Origin of the sequence: Stenotrophomonas sp. NRRL B-14846 (assembly GCF_050473585.1) — a bacterium.
In the GTDB taxonomy this organism is placed as follows: Bacteria; Pseudomonadota; Gammaproteobacteria; order Xanthomonadales; family Xanthomonadaceae; genus Stenotrophomonas.
In genome coordinates, this window is record NZ_JBFLUN010000022.1 from 2,969,236 (window position 1) to 2,988,582 (window position 19,347).

Genomic DNA, 19,347 nt, shown 5'->3' on the forward strand with positions numbered 1-19,347 from the left:
CAGTGCCCCGCCTTCGACAGTTCCCCGGTACTGTTTGTGGGTGTCGACCTTGGTTGACACGATGAACACGGCAACAACCGAATCCGGTTTTTGTAGAGTCGAGCCATGCTCGACTGCTTTGCCTGGAACACGCTGGACGCCAGCGCTGACAACGGCGAGGATGGAGGCTGGTTCTTCTGGCTGGCCCTGCATGGCGCAACGCATCCTTGAACCCGGTGAGATCGAGACGCTGGCCTCGCGCGATGTTCCGCGCATCATCCTGCCCGATACCGAGTCGCTGTTCGCCGCACGTGCGGACCGGCTGCGCAGTCTGGCGGCACACAGCGCCATCGGCGGTTACCTGCAGCTGCTGGCGGCGCTGGCCGATGCACAGCAGGCGCTGGTGGAGGAGCTGACACCGCAGCTACGCGAGGCGCTGCAGGACCACGCGCGCGCGCAGCAGTCGAGTGCGGCCGCCAGTGCCGGCATGCCGTTGCGGCCGGCCAACACACTTCATCTGGATGGGCGCTGGCGCGACTGGCTGCGCACGCTGTGCCGGCACTGCGCCGACGAAACGGGGCTGCCGGCGGAAACGCGGCAGGAACTGCTGCGCGTCGCCGCCGCCAATGACACCTGGTTGGATGCGCAGGCCCACGCCGTACTGGAACGCGACGACGCGCCCGCGGTCGACGCAGTCGCTGCGCTGCTGGTGATGAACGCGCTGCAGGTGTACTGGGCCGTGCTGGCGGACAGCTTCCGCCCCACCGACCTTAGACCGTTGGCCGATGCACCGGGCCTGTGCCCGCTGTGCGGCACGTTGCCTGTGGCCAGTGTGGTGCAGGCCCGGCCGCCCTATGCGTCCTACCGCTACCTGTCGTGCTCGCTGTGCGCCTGCCAGTGGCACTACGTGCGCGTGCAGTGCAGCCAGTGTGGTGCCGCCGGCAAGGACATCGCCTATCGCGCCCTGGCTGATGCCGACGGCGATACCGGTCAGGCCGTGCGCGAGAGCGCGGTACGTGCCGAAACCTGCGACCACTGCCACAGCTACCGCAAGATCCTGTACCTGGAAAAGGACCCGTCACTGGAACCGGTGGCCGACGACCTCGGCACGCTGGCGCTGGACCTGCTGCTGGGCGAGGAAGGGTATGCACGCGCCAGCCAGAATCCGCTGCTGTGGCAGTCCGACGGCGAGTGAGGCGATGACAGCCACGCCCCCCACCCCGGCATCGGTGTCAGCCCTGCCCTCGCTGGACCGGTTGCTGCGCCTGCCTGCCTTGGCAGCACTGATCGAGGGCCACGGCCGCAGCCGCATCACCCAGTTGTTGCGCGTACATCTGCAGGCGCTGCGTGAACGCATCAGTGCCGCGCAGCTCTCGGCCGAGCAGTTGCACCAGGCCATTGAAGGCCCGGCACTGGTCGCGGCGCTCGACGCCGCACTCACCGCCGATGCACGGCTGGACCTGCAACCGATGTTCAACCTGACCGGCACCGTGCTGCACACCAACCTCGGCCGCGCATTGCTGCCCGATGCCGCTGTGCACGCCGTCACCCGCGCGATGACCGCACCGGTTGACCTGGAATTCGATATCACCCGCGGCCGCCGCGGCGATCGCGATGCGCGGGTGCAGGCATTGATCTGCGAGCTGACCGGCGCTGAAGCCGCCACCGTGGTCAACAACAATGCGGCGGCGGTGCTGCTGCTGCTCAACAGCCTGGCCAATCGCCGCGAGGTGGTGGTGTCGCGCGGCGAACTGGTGGAGATCGGCGGTGCCTTCCGTATTCCCGATGTGATGCGCAGTGCCGGCGCGCGGCTGCTGGAAGTGGGCACCACCAACCGCACCCACCCGGCCGACTTCGCCCACGCCATCGGCACCCGCACGGCGCTGCTGATGGAAGTGCATGCCAGCAACTACGCGATCACCGGCTTCACCGCCAAGGTCGACACGGCGGCAATGGCCGCCATCGCGCACGAGCACAGCCTGCCGCTGGTGGTGGACCTGGGCAGCGGCAGCCTGTGCGATCTGGCCACGTTCGGCCTGCCACACGGGCCGACCGTGCAGGAAACACTGGCGGCCGGCGCTGACCTGGTCTCATTCAGTGGCGACAAGCTGCTGGGCGGGCCACAGGCCGGCATCATCGCCGGTCGCGCCGACCTGATCGCACGGATCAACCGCAACCCGCTCAAGCGCGCACTGCGCATGGACAAGATGGGCCTGGCCGCGCTGGAAGCGGTGCTGGCGCTGTACCGCGAACCGGAGCTGCTGGCGCAACGGCTGCCGACCCTGCGTACCCTGTCGCGCACGCAGGAGGGCATTGATGTGCAGGCCCAGCGCCTGCTGCAGCCGATGCGTTCTGCGCTCGCGGCCGACTACGATCTTGAACGGGCATCGATGCACAGCCAGATCGGCAGCGGTGCGCAGCCACAGGCGCAGCTGGCCAGTGCCGGGCTGCGCATTACCAGCGCGCGCCGTGGCGGACTGGATCGCCTGGCCAAGCGCTTGCGCCAGCTGCCGCGACCCGTGCTGGGGCGCGTCGCCGATGACGCGCTGTGGCTGGACCTGCGCTGCCTGGAACCGGCCGACGAAGCGGACTTCCTCGCCCAATGGAGCACGCTGCAGGCATGATCGTCGGCACCGCCGGGCATATCGACCATGGCAAGACGAGCCTGGTGCGGGCACTGACCGGCATCGAGACCGACCGCCTGCAGGAAGAACGTACGCGCGGCATCTCCATCGAACTGGGCTATGCCTATGTCCCGGTGGAAGGCACGGGCGACGGGAGTGCCGAGGCGATGCTGGGCTTCGTCGACGTGCCGGGCCATGAGCGCTTCGTGCACACGATGGTGGCCGGCGCCACCGGCATCGATGTCGCCCTGCTGGTCGTCGCCGCCGACGACGGCGTGATGCCGCAGACCCGCGAGCATCTGGCGATCCTGCAGTTGCTGGGCGTGGATCGCGGCGCGGTGGCGCTGACCAAGATCGACCGCGTGGACGCCGCGCGCATCGCCCGGGTCGAGATCGAGATCGCCGCACTGCTGGCCGCGACGCCGCTGCAGGATTCCCCCGTATTCGCCTGCAACAGCACTTCAGCCAATGACGCCGGCATCAACGCCTTGCGCGCCCACCTGCACGCATGGGCCGCGGGCGATGCCAACGCGCGCCAGGCCGCGCTGCGCAGCGAGCTGTTCCGCATGCCGGTGGACCGCGTGTTCTCGTTGGCGGGCCACGGCACATTGGTGACCGGCGCGGTGCATGGCGGCGTCGCCACGGTGGGCGAGCACCTGCAACTGATGCCCGCCGCCACCGATGTCCGCGTGCGCAGCATCCACGCGCAGAGCCAGCCCAGCGAACACGCCATGGCCGGGCAGCGCTGTGCGTTGAACCTGGCCGCCATCGCCCGCGACGAGATTCATCGTGGCGACTGGATCGCCGACCCGCGCGCGCTGCTGGCCACCACCCGCATCGATGTGCGCCTGCGGCTGTCCGCACGGGCGGCACCACTGCGCGACTGGGCACCCCTGCACATCCACTGGGGCACGATGCACCGGCAGGCCCATGTGGTTCTGCTGGAGGACGACGATCACGGCAATGGGCAGCTCGTGCAGCTGGTGTTCGAGACGCCGGCCTGTGCGATGTGTGGTGATCGCTTCATCGCCCGCGATTCCGCCGCGACCCACACGCTGGGCGGTGGCGTCGTGCTCGACCCGGACCCGCCACAGCGGCGTCGGCGCAGCCCGGCACGGCTCGCATGGCTTGGGGCGCTGGAGCAGCTGGCCGCGGGTGCGGGAATCGGCCCGCTGTTGCAGCAGGCTCCCTTCGGCATTCCGATGGCCGCGTTGCAGCGCTACTGCCGGCGTGCCGCCGGCCAGATCGATCTGCCTGCAGACGCACAGCGTATCGTCAGCAGCGATGACACGGTGATCATTCTCGCCTCGCACTGGCAGGCATTGCGCGAGCAGGTGATCGCCTCGCTGCGCGGCTGGCACGAGCGACGCCCGGACGAACCCGGTGTCGACAGCGGCCGCCTGCAGCGCAGCACCCTGCCCTCGCTTGCAGCGGGCCTCTGGAATGCCCTGCTGCAGGACCTGCTGGCCGATGGCACGCTGCAGCGCGTGGGCGCCTGGTGGCGCCTGCCCGGTCACAACCATGCACCACCGGAGCGCGAACGTCTTCTGCTGGAACGTGTGCTGCCGCAGCTGCACGCCGGTGGTTTCGATCCGCCGTGGGTGCGCACCCTGGCCGCCGATATCGGCCTGGCCGAGGAGGATGTCCGGGCGGTCCTGCGCCGGGCCGCAGCGCGCGGCGATCTATTCCAGGTGGTACCGGACCTGTTCTATGCACCGGCCCGCATCACCGAGCTGGCCGCGATCGTCGCGCAGCTGTCACAGGCCACCGGCACGGTGGACGCGGCGGCCTTCCGCGATGCCATCGGCCTGGGCCGCAAACGCAGCATCCAGATCTTGGAGTTCTTCAATCGCGTTGGCTACACTCGACGCGTCGGTGACCAGCATCGGCCGCGCGGCGACCTGCAGTGGAACGCAGCCCGCGACTGAGCCCACCGGTACCGCCGTACTTTCGGAAGGCATGCGCATCCGGGCATGCGGCTGGGCTTCAAACCCAGTAGGGGGCGTCGATCGTTCCCTGGTAGGTTCGACTCCTGCTGCCTTCCGCCATTCGTGTTTCCGCAGGAGATGTCGGCATGGCCACGCACGCGCAGTCCCCCGCTCCTTCAACGGCCGATGCCCCGCAACGACTGACCTCGCTGGCCCACGGTGGCGGCTGCGGCTGCAAGATCGCCCCGGGCGTGCTGTCCGAACTGCTGCGCGGCGCTCCAGCGCTTCCGGCACCGGCTGAGCTGCTGGTCGGCCGTGAGACCAGCGACGACGCGGCGGTGTACCGCCTCGATGACCGACAGGCGATCGTCGCCACCACCGATTTCTTCATGCCGATCGTCGACGACCCGTTCGACTTCGGCCGCATCGCCGCCACCAATGCCTTGTCGGATCTGTACGCGATGGGTGCCCGGCCACTGTTCGCACTGGCCATCGTCGGCATGCCGATCAACAGCCTGCCGCAGGACACCATCCGCGGCATCCTGCAGGGTGGCGAACGCGCCTGCGCCGATGCCGGCATCGTGGTGGCCGGTGGCCACAGCATTGACTCGGTGGAACCCATCTACGGCCTGGCCGCGATCGGCGTGCTCGATCCGCAGCGGCTCAAGCGCAATGCCGATGCCCGCGCCGGCGATGTGCTGGTGCTGGGCAAGCCGTTGGGCGTGGGCGTGTATTCGTCGGCGCTGAAGAAAGAAGTGCTGGATGCCGAGGGCTACCGGCAGATGATCGAGTCGACCACCCGCCTGAACAGCGTAGGCGTGCCGCTGGCCGCGCTGGACGGCGTGCATGCCATGACCGACGTCACCGGCTTCGGCCTGCTCGGCCACCTGCTGGAAGTGTGCCGTGCCAGCGGCGTCGCCGCCGAAGTGGACAGTGCACAGGTGCCGCTGCTGCCGCAGACCCTGGACCTGCTGCAACGCGGCTGCGTGACTGGCGCCTCCAACCGCAACTGGGCCTCGTATGGCACCGAGGTGCGCTTCGCCGAGGGCTTGGCCGCCCACTGGCAGCCACTGCTGACCGACCCGCAGACCAGCGGCGGCCTGCTGGTGTCCTGTGCCCCGGAGGCAGTGGATGCGGTGCTGGCCTGCTTCCATGATGCCGGATTCGGCCAGGCCGCCGTGGTGGGGCGCTTGGGCGAGGGAGCGGCGGGCGTCAACGTGCGCTGATGCACTGAAACGACAAGGGCGCCCGAAGGCGCCCCTGCTGTATCGCTGGATGCAACATCACTCGATGTTCTGCACCTGTTCGCGGATCTGGTCGATCAGCACCTTCAGCTCAACCGCGGCATTGGACGTACGGCTGTCCACCGACTTCGACCCCAGCGTATTGGCTTCGCGGTTGAACTCCTGCAGCAGGAAGTCCAGGCGGCGGCCGACCGGCTCGCGCTGCTTGAGCACGCGGCGGATCTCGACGATGTGGCTGCCGAGGCGGTCCAGTTCTTCATCCACGTCCAGCTTCTGCAGCCACAGCACCAGCTCCTGCTCGGCGCGGCCGGGGTCGACCGGGTGCGGCAGGTCAGCCAGGCGTGCGGCCAGCTTGGCGCGCTGGCCGTCGCGAATGGCCGGAATCAAGGTGCGCACTTCGGTAGCGATGCGTTCGATGCCGTCCACGCGTTCGCTGATGGCAGCCGACAACTTGCCGCCTTCGCGCTCACGGGCCTCGACGAAGCCGTCCAGTACTTGGTCCAGCAGGGCCAACGCCTCGACCTGCAGGGCGGCGGCATCCGTGGCCTCGCCGCGGGTCACGCCCGGCAACTGCAGCAGATCGGTGAAGCTGACCTGCAGGTTGGGGAAATCGGAGGTCAGGCGGTGGGCCAGGCGGCCCAGCTGGCCCAGCAGGGCCTCGTCCACCTGCAGGTTGGCGGCCGCTTCCGGCGCGCGCAGGCGCATCACCAGATCCAGCTTGCCGCGGCTCAGGCGCGCGGCGATACGCTCGCGCAGCTGTGGCTCGAGCGCCCGCAGTTCCTCGGGCAGGCGGGTGCCGACCTCCAGGAAGCGGTGGTTGACCGAGCGCAGCTCGCAGCCCAGCGTGCCCCACGGGGTGACCCGCTCGCCGCCGGCGTAGGCGGTCATGCTTCGAATCATGGATTGTGTCCGGTGCGTGCAAAGGGGGAATGGTACCCTAGCGCCCTCACCAGAGCCCCCTTGTCCGCCCCGTGAAGGCCGCGGGCGTGGCGGCGTACTCCCTCGCCATTACGGAACCCGCACCATGTCCGATTCCCGCCCCAGCGGCCGCCAGCCCGACCAGCTCCGCCCGGTCGTCATCCAACGCGGCTTCACCCGCCACGCCGAAGGTTCGGTACTGGTCTGCTTCGGTGAAACCCGCGTGCTGTGCACCGCCAGCGTCGAGAACCGCGTGCCGGGCTTCCTGCGCGGCAAGGGCGAAGGCTGGGTGACCGCCGAGTACGGCATGCTGCCGCGCGCCACCCACACCCGCAGCGACCGCGAAGCGGCCCGTGGCAAGCAGGGCGGCCGCACGCTGGAGATCCAGCGTCTGATCGGCCGCAGCCTGCGTGCCTGCGTGGACCGCAATGCGCTGGGCGAGCGCACCATCACCCTCGACTGCGACGTGCTGCAGGCCGACGGTGGCACCCGCACCGCTGCCATCACCGGCGCCTATGTGGCCCTGGTCGATGCGGTGAACGTGCTGATGAAGCGTGGCGACATCAAGCGCAACCCGATCCTGGGCGCAGTGGCAGCGGTGTCGGTGGGCGTGTACCGCGGCACCCCGGTGCTGGACCTGGACTACGCCGAAGACAGCGACTGCGACACCGACATGAACGTGGTGATGAACGACGGCGGTGGCTTCATCGAACTGCAGGGCACCGCCGAAGGCCATGCCTTCCGTCGCGACGAGCTGGACGCGCTGCTGGGCCTGGCTGAAAAGGGCGTGCGCGAGCTGCTGGACGCACAGCAGGCGGCGCTGTCGGCATGAACCGCCGCATCGCCCTGACCACCCTGGTGGTGGCCGACTATGACGAAGCCATTGCCTGGTACACCGGCAAGCTCGGCTTCGCACTGCTGGAGGACATCGACCAGGGCCACAAGCGCTGGGTGGTGGTGGGGCCGACCGACGGCAGCGCTGCCGCCCTGCTGCTGGCCCGTGCCAGCGATGAGGAACAGCGCAGCCGCATCGGCAACCAGACCGGTGGCCGCGTCGCCTTCTTCCTCAACACCGACGACTTCCACCGCGACCACACGGCGATGCTGGCCGCCGGGGTCGAGTTCCTGGAAGCGCCGCGCGAAGAACCCTATGCAACGGTCGCGGTGTTCCGCGATCTGTATGGCAACACCTGGGACCTGCTGGAGCCCCGTCAATGAAGAAACTGGTACTGGCCAGCCACAACGCCGGCAAGCTGGTGGAGATGCAGGAGATCCTCGCCGACCTGCCGCTGCAGATCACGTCGGCCGCCGAGCTGGGCCTGGGCGACGTGGAAGAGACCGGCCTGACCTTCGTCGAGAACGCGCTGCTGAAGGCGCGCGCGGCCTGCGAAGCGACCGGCCTGCCGGCGCTGGCCGATGATTCGGGCCTGATCGTCGATGCCCTCGGCGGTGCGCCGGGCCTGTACAGCGCGCGTTATGCCGGCCACCCGACCAACGCCGCAGCCAACAATGCCAAGCTGCTGGAGGCGATGGCCGACATTCCCGATGGCCAGCGCGGCGCCCGCTTCTATGCGGTGATCGTGCTGCTGCGCCACGCCACCGATCCGCAGCCGCTGATCTGCGAAGGTCGCTGGGAAGGGCGGATCATCCGCGAACTGCGTGGCACGAATGGTTTCGGCTACAACCCGGTGTTCCTGGACACCACCCACGGCCTGACTGCCGCGGAGATGGAGCCGGCCCTGAAAAACGCCATCAGCCACCGTGCCATTGCCCTGCAACAGCTCAAGCAGCAGCTGGCGACGCTGTACTGACGCCACCCGATCGAACCAGGGAAGCCGGCCAGCGGCCGGCACTACCGATGAAGCCCATGCCGCACGCCCACGACCACTGCAACCACCTGCCCGGCGAAGCCTGCTCCGCTGACCACGACACCCCGCCGCGGCTCGTGCCACCACCGCTGTCGCTGTACGTGCACCTGCCGTGGTGCGTGCGCAAGTGCCCGTACTGCGATTTCAATTCGCACCAGGCCAAGGGCGAACTGCCGTTCGATGCCTACATCGATGCCCTGCTGCGCGACCTCGACCAGGACCTGCCGCTGGTCTGGGGCCGGGTGGTGCACAGCGTGTTCTTCGGTGGCGGCACGCCCAGCCTGTTCCCTCCGGAAGCGATCGACCGCTTCCTGCAGCAGGCCAGCGCGCGCCTGCGCTTCGCGCCCAACGCCGAAATCACCCTGGAAACCAACCCGGGTACCGCCGAGCATGGCCGTTTCGACCGCTACCGCGCGGCCGGCGTGAACCGCCTCAGCTTCGGCATCCAGAGTTTCGACGACGCCATGCTCAAGCGCCTGGGCCGCATCCACGACAGTGGCGAAGCCGAGCGCGCGGTGAAGATGGCGCAGGACGCGGGCTATGACAACTTCAACATCGACCTGATGTACGCGCTGCCGGAACAGACCCTGGCCGGCGCCGAGGCCGATCTGGAACGTGCGTTCGCGCTGCAGCCGGCGCATATCTCGCACTACCAGCTGACCCTGGAACCGAACACGGTGTTCTTCGCGCGGCCGCCGCAGGGTATTCCCGATGAAGACAACGCCTGGGACATGCAGGAACACTGCCAGGCACTGCTGGCACAGGCCGGCTTCGGCCAGTACGAGGTCAGCGCCTACGCACGCCCCGGCCGGCAGAGCGCGCACAACCTGAACTACTGGCGTTTCGGCGACTACCTGGGCATCGGTGCCGGCGCGCACGGCAAGATCAGCTCGGGTGCCGAAGAACACGTGCTGCGTCGCTGGAAGCTGAAGCATCCGCAGGCTTACCTGGACAGCGCGGGCACCCCGGCCTCGTTCGGTGGTGACGATGTGATCGCGCCCGAGCGCCTGCCGTTCGAGTACATGCTCAACCTGCTGCGCCTGCACGAAGGTTTCGGCCTGCGCGATTTCGAGTCGCGTACCGGGCTGCCACGCAGCGTGCTGGATGCCCCCCTGGCCGAGGCCGTTCAGCGCGGCTGGCTGGACGTGACGGATGGCCATGTGCAGCCGACCGAGCTGGGCCGCCGTTTCACCAACGATGTGGTGAGCCTGTTCCTGGAGGAATAAGGCTTCCGCCGTAGCCGGTAGTGCCGGCCGCTGGCCGGCACTCCGGTGAAGACAGCGCTGCCGGCCAGCGGCGGGCACTACCGTTCATCCGTCGGCGCTGCCCAGCGAAGGTGAGACACGTTCACCCTAAAGTAGCGCCGACTGCGGCCGACACGGTAGATTCACAGGATCGATCCGCGGGAATCCGGGTACCGCTCGCCGATGTCAGCTGTCTTTTCCATCACCTCTGCCGACAAAGCCCGCCTGGCCGCCAGCGACCTGCCACCGCGGGTGCGTGAGCTGCTGGGTGCGTTGATCGGCCTGTGCCGGCAAACGCTGGCCGCGCCCCTGATCCTGACCGTCGAAGCGCTGGAGCAGACGCTGCTGCACGACGCCGACCGCGCACGCAATCCGATGCAGCAGGCGGACCTGATGGCCCAGCGTGGCCAGCTGCATGCCTTCGCCGGCCACTTCGCCGACCGCATGCTCGATGCCGTGGCCGAGGCGCTGGTGGGCCTGCGTGCGCCGTCCACCACGGCGGCGGCCCATGCTTCGCCGCCGCCGCTGCCGGGCATGCTCGGCCTGTCGCTGGTCGATGAGCATGAGGTGGATCGCGACCTGCTGCTGACCGAAATGATCCGGCGCGAGACGCTGCGCTCGACCAACACGCTGAACCTGCTGGGCCAGCGCCTGGGCGTGCTCGCGGCGGCGCCGGCGTTCGAGGCCGACACCCTGCCACTGGCACCGCAGGCCCTGTGCGCGATGGTGCGCCGGATCGCCGAACAGGACGCACTCGGCGTGGAGGTGCAGCTTGCGCTGTACCGCAGCTTCGAGCGGCAGGTGCTGGAGCGCCTGGGCGATGTGCTGGACCGCGCCAATGCGCTGCTGGCCCAGCACGGCGTGCTGCCGGGGCTGGTCTACACCCCGTACCTGGCGCGCTCGTCGAGCACCCGGCGGATCATCACCCAGTCGGTGGGCGGCGGCCGCACAACCCAGCCTGCCAAGCGTGCCGCCGCGCCGTTGACCGGCTGGAACGGCTCCGCTCCGGCCGGTTCCTGGTCGAACCTGGTGCAGGACGCCTTCAATGATGCGGTCGCCCCGGGTGCCACAGCCCCGGGCGTGACCACGTCCACCGGCAGTGCGCTGCATGAGCTGCTGCAACAGGCGCGCCACGCCACGGCCCCCCCCGCAGATGCCGCTGCCGTGCCCAGTGCGGCCGTCGATGCGGTCCTCGCGCGGCTGCAGGCCCAGTCCAGCGCGGCCACCGGCGTCGCCGACCTGCAGGCTGCGGTAGTCGCCCAGCTGCGCAGCGAGCACGGCGCGCAGGCCCAGTTGGGCAGCCACGACCGCGACAACCTCGACCTGCTGCGCATGCTGATGCAGCAGGTGCAGCAACAGCAGCGCCCCGACCCGGTGCCGGCCGCCCTGCTGGCGCGCCTGCAGGTACCGCTGGCGCGCGCGGCGATGGCCGACCCCGGCTTCTTCGTGCGCGACGAACACCCTGCACGCGAACTGCTCAACCAGATTGCCGAAGTCGGCGCCAACTGGCTGGGCGACGATGATGTGGACCCCCAGCTGCTGCAGCGCATGGCGCAGAGCGTGCAGGGCCTGCTCGGCCAGGATGCGCGCTCGCCCGAAGCCTTCGCCACCGCCAACGAAGACGTGCAGCAGCACCAGCGCGCGGCGGCCCATCGCGCCGAGCTGGCCGAGCGCCGCCATGTCGAGGCCGCGCGTGGCAAGGAACGGCTGGAACTGGCGCGTCGCCAGGCCAATGCACAGATCGACCAGTGCTGCGACGCACAGGAACCGCCGCGCTTCGTGCAGACCCTGCTGCGCCAGGCCTGGGCCGATGCACTCACCCTCACCCGCCTGCGCCATGGCGACGATTCACCACAGTGGCAGGAGCGCCTGCACCAGACCGAACGCATCGCTGCGGTAACCGCGCAGGCGGTCGATGCGCCCGGCGGTACCGATGCATCGCTGGCCAGCGATGTCGAGTCCGCGCTCGTGCAGGTCGGCTATCACGCCGAAGAAGCAGCCGCCGTTGCCCGCCGCCTGGCCACGCCCGGTGGCGAGGACGAAAGCACCTCGCGCACTGAACTCAGTGCACGGCTGAAGGCGCGTGCACGGTTGGGCGAACATGCCGCCAGCGGCAGCGGCAATGCCCCGCCCGCACCGCGTAGCAGCGCCGAAGAGGCCGCCTACCAGCAGCTGGCCACCCTGCCCTTTGGCAGCTGGTTCGACATCGACAGCGGTGACGGCACCCTGCGCCGGCAGCGCCTGTCCTGGTACAGCCTGCTGACCGGCCACGCCCTGTTCGTCAATCCGCGAGGGCAGAAGATCGCCGATACCGACCTCGATACGCTGGCCCGGCAGATCAGCGCCGGACGCGCGCAGCTGGTCACCGAAGACAAGGGCCGGCTGGTCGATCGCGCATGGCAGGCCAGCCTCGGCGCGCTGCGTGCGCTGGCCGGCGGCCGTTCCAAGGAGACGTCCGCTTGAACACGCAACCGCCGCAGGACACCCGCCGCGCGCCGCGCCGCCAGGTCTCGGACCTGGTGCCGGTCACCGACCAGATGCGCGAAAGCGTGGTGGGCCGGCTCGGCAATGTCTCCGAGACCGGCATGCTGATGCTGGCCAGCACGCCGCTGCGCGAGGATGCGCTGTACCAGTTCCGCTTCCCGTTGCCGATGGGCGACGGTCGCCACGAGGCCATCGATGTGGGCGTGCACCTGCTGTGGAGCGAACCGGCGCATGCGCCGGGCCAGAGCTGGACCGGCTTCCGTTTCCTCACCCTGTCACGCGAGCATCGGCAGCTGCTGCGCCAGTGGGTAGGCGAAGACAGCGACGAGGGACCGGTTTCGACGGCCTGAGTGCCGGTTCCAGCACAGCGGTTTTTCCCGGTATGCGGCAGAATCTAGGGCCGTTTTCCGTGTCGAGCCACCGCAATGATCCAGCAAGACCCCGGCGCCCTGTATCCCGACCACCTGGCCGTGCTGTGCCGACGTGCCGAACAGGCGCTGGCCCGCGGCGGCTTCGATCACCTGGTGGTGCCCAGTGGCACCCTGCATTACCAGGTGTTCGACGATCGCGACTACCCGTACGCGGTCAATCCGCAGTTCAAGGCCTGGCTGCCGCTGACCCGGGTGCCCAACAGCTGGATCGTGTTCACCCCCGGCAAGCGCCCGGCGGTGATCTTCCACCAGCCCTTCGACTACTGGCACGTGGTGCCGGATGCGCCGAGCGGCTGGTGGGTGGAGCACTTCGACATCCACATCATCCGCAAGCCCGAAGACGCGCTGGCCCTGCTGCCGGCCGATCCGTCGCGCTGCGCGATTCTCGGCGAGCCGCAGAGCGCGCTGGGCAACTACGTGCCCAACAACCCGGCGGCGGTGGTGAATTACCTGGAATGGCACCGCGGCAGCAAGACGCCGTATGAAATCGCGCTGATGCGCCAGGCGCAGGTGCTGGGCGTGCGCGGCCACCGCGCCGCCGAAGCCGCGTTCCGCAACGGCGCCGACGAGTTCAGCATCCACATGGCGTACTGCCAGGCGGTGGGCCAGGACGCCAACGAGCTGCCCTACGGCAACATCGTGGCACTGAATGAACATGCCGCCGTGCTGCATTACACCGAGCTGGGCCGCAAGGCACCGCAGCCGCTGCGCAGCTTCCTGATCGATGCCGGCGCAAGCGCGCACGGCTATGCCAGCGACATCACCCGTACCTACGCCGCGCAGGGCCACGACGAATTCGCTGCGATGATCGCCGCCGTCGACGCCGCCCAGCAGCAGATGTGCGCGGCGGTGCGCCCGGGCTTCGACTACAAGCAGCTGCACGTGGACGCGCATCTTTCGCTGATGGGCGTGCTGAAGGACTTCGGCGTGATCAAGGTGTCGCCGCAGACCGCAGTGGAGACCGGCGTCAGCGCCGCGTTCTTCCCGCACGGCATCGGCCATCTGATCGGCCTGCAGGTGCACGACGTGGCCGGCTTCGCGGCCAGCGACGAAGGCGGCCGCATCGAGCGCCCGGCGGGCCATCCGTACCTGCGCCTGACCCGCGTACTGGAACCGGGCATGGTGGTGACCATCGAACCGGGCCTGTACTTCATCGACATGCTGTTGAACGAAGTGAAGGACGCCGGCCATGGCGATGCGATCAACTGGGACCGCGTGGACTTCTTCCGTCCGTATGGCGGTATCCGCATCGAAGACGAAGTGCTGTGCACCGAGGGCGAAGCGGACAACCTGACGCGGCCGGAGTTTGCGGCGGCGAACGGCTGAGCCCCTCGTGGTTGGGCGCTTAGAGCAAAAGCCGCGCTTGGCGGTGCGGGTGGGCCATGCAGGGGACGCTGCAAGTACGTCCCTGTAAGCTCGATGGCGCCATCCATGGCGCCAACGCCCCTGCATGGCCCACCCGCCCCACCTTTGACAGTTTCCTGCACGCGTCCAACCACGGAAAAGAAAAAGGAAAAGCAAAAGCGGGTCGCTCGCTGCGCTCGCTCTGTGTCGACCAAGGTCGACACCTACCAACAGTCGCGCATTCCAACGGCCGCAGTCGCCAGTAGATCCACGCCATGCGTGGATGATTCATTCGATATCTGACAGATGTGCCGACCAACGGTCGGCACCCACCAACAGCCGCGTGAACCTGTCGAAGGCGGGGCACTGTGGGTTTGCGGGGTGTGAGCGGCATGGATGCCGCGACCAAGGCTACATGGACGTACTTGCGCCGTCCCCGCAAACCCACAGTGCCCCGCCATCCCACGGAAAGCCGCTCTTGCTGTTGACGTTGAAGTTGACGTTGAAGTTGACGTTGACGTTGATTGCAGCAGGTGCAGGGCTGCAAGCCCTGCCGAAACCCCTTACCCCGCCATCACCGCTTCGATCTCGTCGGCGCTGCGCGCCAGGCCCTCGGTCAGCACGCGATGGCCGTCATCGGTGATCAGCACGTCATCCTCGGTACGGATGCCGATACCGCGCCAGCGCGGTTCCACCGTCGTGTCGTCCACGCCGATGTACAGCCCCGGCTCGATGGTGAACGCCATGCCCGGCTCCAGCAGGCGCGAATCGCCCGCCAGGCGGTAATCGCCCACATCGTGCACGTCCAGCCCGATCCAGTGCCCGGTCTTGTGCCGGTAGAAACGCTGGTACTGGCCTTCGGACAGGTTTTTTTCCAGCGTGCCCTTCAGCAGGCCCAGCCGCAGCAGGCCCTCGGTCAGGGTCTGCACCGCCGCCAGGTGGCCGGCCTCGTACGGCACGCCCGGCTTGGCCTGGGCCAGCGCCGCAGCCTGCGCATCGCCGACCAGGTCGTGCAGCGCGCGCTGCTCGGCACTGAAGCGGCCATTCACCGGGAAGGTGCGGGTGATGTCGCTGGCATAGCCGCGATATTCTGCGCCGGCATCGATCAGCACCAGCTCGCCGTCACGCGAACGTGCGTTGTTGTCGCGGTAATGCAGGATGCAGCCGTTGCGGCCCGCACCGACGATGCTGCAGTAGGCCGGCACGGCATCGTTGGCGCGGAACACGCGTTCCAGTTCGGCCTGCAGTTCGTATTCGTGGATGCCGGCCTTCGCCGCTTTCATCGCCGCCAGATGTGCGCGCACGCTGATCTGCGCGGCGTGGTGCATCAGCGCCACTTCCGAACCGGACTTGAACAGGCGCTGCTCGTGCAGCAGGTGGCCCAGCTCCAGGAACTCATGCGGCGGCTGCGCGCCGTGGCGCACCTGCGAACGCACGCGGTTGACCCAGCCGATCAGCTTCAGGTCGAAATCGGCGTCACGGCCAAAGTGGTAATAGACGCGCGAACGCCCTTCCAGCAGGCCCGGCAGGATGTCGTCCAGATCATCGATCGGGTACGCATCGTCCATGCCGTACTGCGCCACCGCGCCTTCCTGGCCGGCGCGGCTGCCGTCCCAGGCCTCGCGCTCGGCATCGCGCTCGCGGCAGAACAGGATGGCCTCGCCGTGGCGTCGCCCCGGGATCAGCACCAGCACTGCTTCCGGCTCCGGGAAGCCGCTCAGGTACTGGAAGTCCGAATCCTGCCGGAACGGGTAATGGGTATCGAGGCTGCGCACCTTCTCGGCGGCGGCCGGCAGCACCAGGATCGCGTCCTCGCCGGCCATGTCCATCAGCTGGCGGCGCCGACGCTTGTACTCGCCGGCCGCGATGCCGGTGCGCTGCTTGATGTCCATCAGTTCAGGCGCTGCCGATGGCGCGAGGCCAGCACCACGTCACCGTGCAGCAGCAGCACCGCCACGCGGATGAATTCCTCGATCTCCGACAGGGCTTCGTCATCGTCATCGCCGCCAGCCTCGAAATCCTCGCTGGAGGCACGGGCCAGGCTAGCCATGTCGGTCAGCGCTTCCTCGCCCTCTTCGGACAGGGCCGGGCGGCGGCCGCCGCTGCCCAGGCCGAAGCCGCCCAGGAACGAGCGGGTCCAGCTGAACATGGCATCGGCCTGCGCGGACACGTCGTCGCCGTCGCTCAACAGCAGTTCGAAGGCGAAGTCGCGGTCTTCCAGCTGCTTGATGGTCGCCTGCAGCAGCTGCCCCAGCACGCTGTCGGCGGCCACCGGCGGCAGGTTGTCGTCGGCCAGCACGCGCGCCGGCCAGTCGTTGCCGGGGGCGCCACCGGCGGCCAGCCAGCCACACAGCGCGCCATGCAGCTCGGCAGCGGTGGCGCCCAGGCCCAGTTCCTGGCTGGCGCGGGTAACGTCGTCGACGGAGGGAAGTTCGGTCATCGTGCGGCTCGTTCGGAAAGGAAACCCGGGGCGCGCACGCGCGCGCCCGTGAGACCCCGTAGTGTAGCAACCCCACGGCATCCTCTCTGCGGCCGTCAGGCCTTGCTGCGACAACGCTTGACCGCCCTTACCCGGCTTGCCTATCGTGCCCGCATGGAACCCGCCGATCCCCTTGCCCAGCTGCAGGACTTCGCCGCCCGCGTGGAAGCGTTGCTTGAACGCAACCAGCGCCTGGCCGAGGAGAACCGCAGCCTGCGCCACCAGCAGGAACAGCTGGTGGCCGAGCGTTCCACGCTGCTGGCCAAGAACGAGCAGGCACGCTCGCGGGTGGAAGCAATGATCAGCCGGCTCAAATCCCTGGAGCAGCACACATGAGCGCCGAACCGGTCAGTGTCCGCATCCTCGATCGTGAATACACCGTGGGTGTCGGCGGCGATGAACGCGACAGCCTGATGGCCGCCGCGCGCCTGCTCGATGCACGCATGCGCGAAATCCGCGGCAGCAACCGCATGGCCGCCGTCGACCGCGTCGCCGTGCTGGCCGCACTGAACCTGGCCCACGAACTGCAGCTGCTGCGCGACGAGAACGCCCGCCAGGCCGTGGCCCTGCAGCAGACGCTGGCCGACCTGAACCGGCGCCTGGACCGCGCGATCGACGGCGGCGCGTAGAAAAAGGGGACGGAGGGAATTAAGGCGCATTCGCCCCTTCCGTGCCGGAAACGCCTTAATTCCCTCCGTCCCCTTTTCGCGTATCTGAATTGGCACGGACTGTTGCCGACGAACGGCCTATCCAGATCCTGCGTGCTGGCTATAATGGCCACGCGTTCTCTGCGGTACTCGACGGCATGTGCAAACATTCGCCTTGTCCCTTAAGAACGACACCGGGAGCGCGACAGCGCCGGGAGTGCAGGTCCGCCTTGTAGCGGGAAGCCCGATGGTTCTCCAGCGTTCCCACTTGAGCCCCCGGGTTCAAGGTCGTTTCGCATGCATCGACATTGCGGAGAATGCAATATTCCAGCAAGGGCGGCGTCTTCGGGCGTCGCCCTTGTTCTTTCCGGCACAATGGCGGCTGATCCTTGCCGCACGCTGCCATGACCGACCCGCGCCAGGCCCTGCGCCACGACCTGCGGCAACGCCGCCGCGACCTTTCCGCCGGTGAGCGCATCGCCGCCGCCGAATCGCTTGCCGATGCCCTGCTGGCCCTGCCGTTCGCCCCGCGCGAAGGCGCCGTGGCCGGCTACTGGGCGCTGGATGGCGAAATCGCCCTGCATCGCTGGCAACTGCAGCTGCCCGAAGGACTCACCTACTGCCTGCCGGTACTGGCCGGCGACGTGCTGCGCTTCGCACCGTGGCGGCCGGGGCAAGCATTGACCAGCAACCGCTACGGCATTCCCGAGCCGGACGTGGCCGTGGAAGACACCCTGGAACCGGCGCAGATGGCGCTGGTGGTGACCCCGCTGGTGGGCTTCGACACACAGTGCCGGCGGCTGGGCATGGGGGGCGGCTGGTATGATCGCAGCTTCGCCTTCCGCCACGACCGGCCGGCGCCGCCCTGGCTGGTCGGTGCTGCATTCGCGGTGCAGCAGGTCGAGTCCTTGCCGGTGGCGTCGTGGGACGTGCCGGTGGATGCGATCTGCACCGAAGACGGCACCCTGTTCCCCTCCGCTGCCCCCGTGAACGCATGACCGCCCGCAAGCGCTATTGGCTGATGAAGTCCGAACCGGACGCCTTCTCCATCGATGACCTGGCCAAGGTCAAGGTCGAACCCTGGAACGGGGTGCGCAACTACCAGGCGCGCAACTTCATGCGCGATGGCATGCAGGTGGGCGACGGCATCCTGTTCTACCACTCCAATACCAAGGTGCCCGGCATCGTCGGCCTGGCCACCGTCGCCAGCCCGGCCTATCCGGACGACACCCAGTTCGACCCGAAATCCGACTACCACGACCCCAAGAGCACGCGCGAGAACCCGCGCTGGATGCTGGTGGACGTGGCCTTCGACCGCAAGCTCAAGCAGGTGATCGCGCTGGACGAGATCAAGCTGCACGCCGAAGCGCTGGGCGAAGGCTTCCCGCTGGTTGCCAAGGGCAACCGCCTGTCGGTGTTCCCGGTGACCGCCGCGCAGTGGAAGCTGCTGCTGTCGCTGGAAAAGAAATCCTGATTCCCTGCCTGAGAGTTCTCCCATGTCCGAAGCCAAGCGCCTGGCCGCCGAGAAAGCCATCGAGTACGTTGAAGACGGCATGATCGTCGGTGTCGGCACCGGTTCCACCGTGGCCTATTTCATCGATGCCCTGGCCCGCATCCAGCACCGCATCAAGGGTGCCGTGTCCAGCTCCGAGCAGAGCACCGCGCGCCTGAAGCAGCACGGCATCGAGGTGATCGAGCTGAACCACAGCGGCAACCTGTCGCTGTACGTGGACGGCGCCGATGAGTGCGACGCCAACAAGTGCCTGATCAAGGGCGGCGGCGCCGCACTGACCCGCGAGAAGATCATCGCCGAGGCCAGCGAGCGCTTCATCTGCATCGTCGACCCGAGCAAGCAGGTGCCGGTGCTGGGCAAATTCCCGCTGCCGGTGGAAGTGATCCCGATGGCGCGCAGCCTGGTCGCCCGCCAGATCCGCGACATGACCGGCGGCCAGCCGACCTGGCGCGAAGGCGTGGTCACCGACAACGGCAACCAGATCCTGGACATCCACAACCTGCAGATCACCGATCCGGAAAAGCTGGAGCGCGAGCTCAACCAGCTGCCGGGCGTGGTCTGCGTCGGCCTGTTCGCGCGCCGTCGCGCCGACGTGGTGATCGTCGGCGGCGAGCCGCCGATCGTGCTCTGACCCTTCCGAAGGA

General features: G+C 68.4%; 19 protein-coding genes, 1 tRNA gene and 1 other RNA gene. 18 read left to right on the forward strand and 3 right to left on the reverse strand.

What is annotated here, in order from left to right; translation table 11 throughout:
- The first annotated feature begins 190 nt into the window (after nt 1-190).
- From fdhE to selD, 5 genes are all read left to right on the forward strand, one after another.
- Nucleotides 191-1,174, forward strand: a complete 984-nt coding sequence (gene fdhE, locus AB1281_RS15855; RefSeq protein ID WP_430346363.1) for a formate dehydrogenase accessory protein FdhE — start codon at nt 191-193, stop codon at nt 1,172-1,174.
- Nucleotides 1,175-1,178: 4 nt separating this feature from the next.
- Nucleotides 1,179-2,603 carry an L-seryl-tRNA(Sec) selenium transferase gene (selA, locus tag AB1281_RS15860; RefSeq protein ID WP_430346364.1) on the forward strand — a complete coding sequence of 475 codons (1,425 nt, stop codon included), beginning with the start codon at nt 1,179-1,181 and terminating at the stop codon, nt 2,601-2,603.
- On the forward strand, nt 2,600-4,531 hold the full coding sequence (gene selB / locus AB1281_RS15865; protein ID WP_430346365.1) for a selenocysteine-specific translation elongation factor: 1,932 nt from the start codon (nt 2,600-2,602) through the stop codon (nt 4,529-4,531). The genes selA and selB overlap by 4 nt, the downstream gene beginning before the upstream one ends.
- Before the next feature lie 24 nt (nt 4,532-4,555).
- Nucleotides 4,556-4,651, forward strand: a tRNA-Sec gene (locus tag AB1281_RS15870).
- Between the two features lie 26 nt (nt 4,652-4,677).
- The gene (gene selD / locus AB1281_RS15875) at nt 4,678-5,757 is read left to right on the forward strand and encodes a selenide, water dikinase SelD (protein ID WP_430346366.1); all 1,080 of its coding nucleotides are present in this window, start codon (nt 4,678-4,680) and stop codon (nt 5,755-5,757) included.
- A 57-nt stretch (nt 5,758-5,814) separates the two neighbouring features.
- Here selD and AB1281_RS15880 read toward each other — a convergent pair whose 3' ends face one another.
- Complete coding sequence (locus tag AB1281_RS15880) at nt 5,815-6,675, reverse strand: YicC/YloC family endoribonuclease (protein WP_019661992.1); 861 nt, start codon at nt 6,673-6,675, stop codon at nt 5,815-5,817.
- Nucleotides 6,676-6,799: 124 nt separating this feature from the next.
- Here AB1281_RS15880 and rph point away from each other — a divergent pair, with 124 nt between their 5' ends.
- From rph to pepQ, 7 genes are all read left to right on the forward strand, one after another.
- The gene (rph, locus tag AB1281_RS15885; protein WP_012512000.1) at nt 6,800-7,525 is read left to right on the forward strand and encodes a ribonuclease PH; all 726 of its coding nucleotides are present in this window, start codon (nt 6,800-6,802) and stop codon (nt 7,523-7,525) included.
- A complete protein-coding gene (locus tag AB1281_RS15890) occupies nt 7,522-7,911 on the forward strand; it encodes a VOC family protein (RefSeq protein WP_049400723.1) in 390 nt (129 codons plus the stop codon). The genes rph and AB1281_RS15890 overlap by 4 nt, the downstream gene beginning before the upstream one ends.
- Nucleotides 7,908-8,504, forward strand: a complete 597-nt coding sequence (rdgB, locus tag AB1281_RS15895) for an RdgB/HAM1 family non-canonical purine NTP pyrophosphatase (RefSeq protein ID WP_197587771.1) — start codon at nt 7,908-7,910, stop codon at nt 8,502-8,504. Before AB1281_RS15890 ends, rdgB begins: the two co-directional genes overlap by 4 nt.
- Before the next feature lie 56 nt (nt 8,505-8,560).
- A complete protein-coding gene (hemW, locus tag AB1281_RS15900) occupies nt 8,561-9,787 on the forward strand; it encodes a radical SAM family heme chaperone HemW (RefSeq protein WP_164115852.1) in 1,227 nt (408 codons plus the stop codon).
- Between the two features lie 201 nt (nt 9,788-9,988).
- On the forward strand, nt 9,989-12,268 hold the full coding sequence (locus AB1281_RS15905) for a DUF1631 family protein (protein WP_430346367.1): 2,280 nt from the start codon (nt 9,989-9,991) through the stop codon (nt 12,266-12,268).
- On the forward strand, nt 12,265-12,639 hold the full coding sequence (locus tag AB1281_RS15910; protein ID WP_014038349.1) for a PilZ domain-containing protein: 375 nt from the start codon (nt 12,265-12,267) through the stop codon (nt 12,637-12,639). Before AB1281_RS15905 ends, AB1281_RS15910 begins: the two co-directional genes overlap by 4 nt.
- 75 nt (nt 12,640-12,714) lie before the next feature.
- Entirely contained in the window at nt 12,715-14,046 is a 1,332-nt protein-coding gene (gene pepQ, locus AB1281_RS15915) for a Xaa-Pro dipeptidase (RefSeq protein WP_430346368.1), read from the forward strand.
- Nucleotides 14,047-14,627: 581 nt separating this feature from the next.
- Here pepQ and AB1281_RS15920 read toward each other — a convergent pair.
- The gene (locus AB1281_RS15920) at nt 14,628-15,950 is read right to left on the reverse strand and encodes an aminopeptidase P N-terminal domain-containing protein (protein ID WP_430347008.1); all 1,323 of its coding nucleotides are present in this window, start codon (nt 15,948-15,950) and stop codon (nt 14,628-14,630) included.
- A 5-nt stretch (nt 15,951-15,955) separates the two neighbouring features.
- The gene (locus AB1281_RS15925) at nt 15,956-16,504 is read right to left on the reverse strand and encodes a YecA family protein (RefSeq protein WP_430346369.1); all 549 of its coding nucleotides are present in this window, start codon (nt 16,502-16,504) and stop codon (nt 15,956-15,958) included.
- A gap of 153 nt (nt 16,505-16,657) precedes the next feature.
- Between AB1281_RS15925 and AB1281_RS15930 the strand changes: the two genes are divergently transcribed.
- The 6 genes from AB1281_RS15930 to rpiA all read left to right on the forward strand — a co-directional run bounded on the left by AB1281_RS15930 (nt 16,658) and on the right by rpiA (nt 19,334).
- Entirely contained in the window at nt 16,658-16,879 is a 222-nt protein-coding gene (locus AB1281_RS15930) for a TIGR02449 family protein (RefSeq protein ID WP_005410898.1), read from the forward strand.
- Nucleotides 16,876-17,172 (forward strand): cell division protein ZapA, encoded by a 297-nt coding sequence (locus AB1281_RS15935; RefSeq protein ID WP_006467013.1) that lies wholly within the window; start codon nt 16,876-16,878, stop codon nt 17,170-17,172. Before AB1281_RS15930 ends, AB1281_RS15935 begins: the two co-directional genes overlap by 4 nt.
- Nucleotides 17,173-17,325: 153 nt before the next feature.
- Nucleotides 17,326-17,511, forward strand: a non-coding RNA gene (gene ssrS, locus AB1281_RS15940) — 6S RNA.
- Between the two features lie 83 nt (nt 17,512-17,594).
- Nucleotides 17,595-18,188, forward strand: coding sequence for a 5-formyltetrahydrofolate cyclo-ligase (locus tag AB1281_RS15945; RefSeq protein WP_430346370.1), 594 nt, complete (start codon nt 17,595-17,597; stop codon nt 18,186-18,188).
- The gene (locus tag AB1281_RS15950) at nt 18,185-18,664 is read left to right on the forward strand and encodes an EVE domain-containing protein (protein WP_014038354.1); all 480 of its coding nucleotides are present in this window, start codon (nt 18,185-18,187) and stop codon (nt 18,662-18,664) included. Before AB1281_RS15945 ends, AB1281_RS15950 begins: the two co-directional genes overlap by 4 nt.
- Nucleotides 18,665-18,686: 22 nt before the next feature.
- On the forward strand, nt 18,687-19,334 hold the full coding sequence (gene rpiA, locus AB1281_RS15955) for a ribose-5-phosphate isomerase RpiA (protein ID WP_014038355.1): 648 nt from the start codon (nt 18,687-18,689) through the stop codon (nt 19,332-19,334).
- Nucleotides 19,335-19,347 lie beyond the last annotated feature (13 nt).

Coding starts and splice junctions, on each gene's coding strand:
- AB1281_RS15890 (WP_049400723.1), top strand. CDS start 7,522: ATGAACCGCCGCATCGCCCTGACCACCCTGGTGGTGGCCGACTATGAC.
- rpiA (WP_014038355.1), top strand. CDS start 18,687: ATGTCCGAAGCCAAGCGCCTGGCCGCCGAGAAAGCCATCGAGTACGTT.
- AB1281_RS15935 (WP_006467013.1), top strand. CDS start 16,876: ATGAGCGCCGAACCGGTCAGTGTCCGCATCCTCGATCGTGAATACACC.
- hemW (WP_164115852.1), top strand. CDS start 8,561: ATGCCGCACGCCCACGACCACTGCAACCACCTGCCCGGCGAAGCCTGC.
- rph (WP_012512000.1), top strand. CDS start 6,800: ATGTCCGATTCCCGCCCCAGCGGCCGCCAGCCCGACCAGCTCCGCCCG.
- AB1281_RS15930 (WP_005410898.1), top strand. CDS start 16,658: ATGGAACCCGCCGATCCCCTTGCCCAGCTGCAGGACTTCGCCGCCCGC.
- AB1281_RS15925 (WP_430346369.1), bottom strand. CDS start 16,504: ATGACCGAACTTCCCTCCGTCGACGACGTTACCCGCGCCAGCCAGGAA.
- AB1281_RS15905 (WP_430346367.1), top strand. CDS start 9,989: ATGTCAGCTGTCTTTTCCATCACCTCTGCCGACAAAGCCCGCCTGGCC.
- selB (WP_430346365.1), top strand. CDS start 2,600: ATGATCGTCGGCACCGCCGGGCATATCGACCATGGCAAGACGAGCCTG.
- fdhE (WP_430346363.1), top strand. CDS start 191: ATGGCGCAACGCATCCTTGAACCCGGTGAGATCGAGACGCTGGCCTCG.
- rdgB (WP_197587771.1), top strand. CDS start 7,908: ATGAAGAAACTGGTACTGGCCAGCCACAACGCCGGCAAGCTGGTGGAG.
- AB1281_RS15945 (WP_430346370.1), top strand. CDS start 17,595: ATGACCGACCCGCGCCAGGCCCTGCGCCACGACCTGCGGCAACGCCGC.
- selA (WP_430346364.1), top strand. CDS start 1,179: ATGACAGCCACGCCCCCCACCCCGGCATCGGTGTCAGCCCTGCCCTCG.
- AB1281_RS15880 (WP_019661992.1), bottom strand. CDS start 6,675: ATGATTCGAAGCATGACCGCCTACGCCGGCGGCGAGCGGGTCACCCCG.
- AB1281_RS15950 (WP_014038354.1), top strand. CDS start 18,185: ATGACCGCCCGCAAGCGCTATTGGCTGATGAAGTCCGAACCGGACGCC.
- pepQ (WP_430346368.1), top strand. CDS start 12,715: ATGATCCAGCAAGACCCCGGCGCCCTGTATCCCGACCACCTGGCCGTG.
- selD (WP_430346366.1), top strand. CDS start 4,678: ATGGCCACGCACGCGCAGTCCCCCGCTCCTTCAACGGCCGATGCCCCG.